The sequence below is a fragment of the Caballeronia udeis genome, from assembly GCF_044909315.1.
GTDB lineage: Bacteria > Pseudomonadota > Gammaproteobacteria > Burkholderiales > Burkholderiaceae > Caballeronia > Caballeronia udeis_A.
The window spans coordinates 1-1471 of the sequence record NZ_JBIYEB010000089.1 but is presented as its reverse complement, the minus strand read 5'-3'; the positions used below and the strand labels follow the sequence as shown (position 1 = coordinate 1471).

1 protein-coding gene is annotated in these 1471 nt (G+C 60.2%); it reads right to left on the bottom strand.

Annotated elements, in window-relative coordinates:
* Window positions 1–97 precede the first annotated feature (97 nt).
* Window positions 98–1399 carry an IS701 family transposase gene (locus tag ABH944_RS44580; RefSeq protein WP_404615834.1) on the bottom strand — a complete coding sequence of 434 codons (1302 nt, stop codon included), beginning with the start codon at window positions 1397–1399 and terminating at the stop codon, window positions 98–100.
* Between the last annotated feature and the right edge of the window lie 72 nt (window positions 1400–1471).

Genomic DNA, 1471 nt, shown 5'->3' with positions numbered 1-1471 from the left:
TAAATCAAAGCGTCTTCCCAGGTTCCGACAGCATGGACACACATCGAGTCCGGCGACAAGCCGGACCGTAAGTTCGTAGCGAATGGTAGCAATCGAGTCAACCGTGTGGCGCTGTGCGCGCCGGACTTCCCCGCGCAATGTAATCGTCGGGAACTGCAGGTGTCTGGCGTGCTGCGAAGTTTTTTTTGGCGCTGACCGGGGTTCCGGTAGCGAGGCGCTCTGAGAGCAGAAACCCGTAGGCCGCGATGGCCAGCGCTGCGTGGTGATGAAACCCACGCCATCCTCGACCTTCGTAGTGTCCAAGCCCCAATTCCTGCTTCAGATCCTGGTAGTCCCGCTCGATGCGCCAGCGCATGTGCGCGTGCGCCACGAGCTGCTCGAGCGCAGTATCGGCTGGCAGGTTGGAGAGATAGTATTTCAGTGGGTCAGCATCGCTGGCGGGCCACTCAATGAGCAGCCACTGCTCGGGGCGCAGCCGCGCCTTGCCGGTATTGCCGCCCGCGTGACGCACACGCACCGCAGCGAAACGCCCGCTGAGTGTTTCGTTCGAACCCTCCCGCCAGCTGAGCGTGGTGAAGGCAGTAGCAGGCAGTGAATGCGCCAGGTCCTTCACGTTCACCGGCTGTCGGGCGCGTGTACGGCGCGGTACCACAGGCGGGCGGCCCATGCCGCCATACGGTTTGGGCGGTAATGGTTTGACGCCCGGTGGCCAGACCACGAGAGCTGATGTGATGCCTACCACATAAGACAACCCCAGATCGTCCAGATGTTGCCGGAAGGCGTTATCTATTCCATAGCCTGCATCGGCTAGTACGCAATGCCGAGGCGCACCGGCAGCCAGCAGAGCCTCAATCTGTCGCAATGCAATCTGCACCTTCGTCTCAAATCCGATCTGTGCGGGAATGCCAGCTTTCTCGCACCGCTCATTATCCGCTGCCCATTCACGCGGCACGTAGAGCTGCCACGCAACCGGAATGCTGGCCTGCTCACAAGCCAGTGACACACTGACCGCAATCTGGCAATTATCCTGTTTGCCCAGCACCCCGCAGTACTGACGCGCAACGCCTACCGAATGGCGGCCCTTCTTTGGAAATCCCGTGTCGTCCACGATCCAGAAGCCGCCGCCGGAAAAATCCATCCGGGGCACGACCCACTGGCTCACCCGGCTAAGTAACTCGTCGTCCGACCAGTCGGCCTTGGCAACAAAGTGGTGCAGTGCCTGATGCCGCGCGCTGGCGTGAAGCGGATCCACACTGGCGGCCATCGGCTCGACGCTCTTGCGGGTCAACGGCAGCATCAGGCCTGTGCAGTAGGCCTTCAGTCCAGAGTGGCGATCCGCATGACCCAGGCCGCCAGCCAGATGCTCAATGTACTGCTCAAACCGCGTTTGTGCGTTCATTGCTTATCGCCTTATGCCTAGGTATCCTTATTATTGTCAGGCAAACGCAGCAATATCGCAATTTCTTAATTT

Coding starts and splice junctions, on each gene's coding strand:
- ABH944_RS44580 (WP_404615834.1), bottom strand. CDS start 1,399: ATGAACGCACAAACGCGGTTTGAGCAGTACATTGAGCATCTGGCTGGC.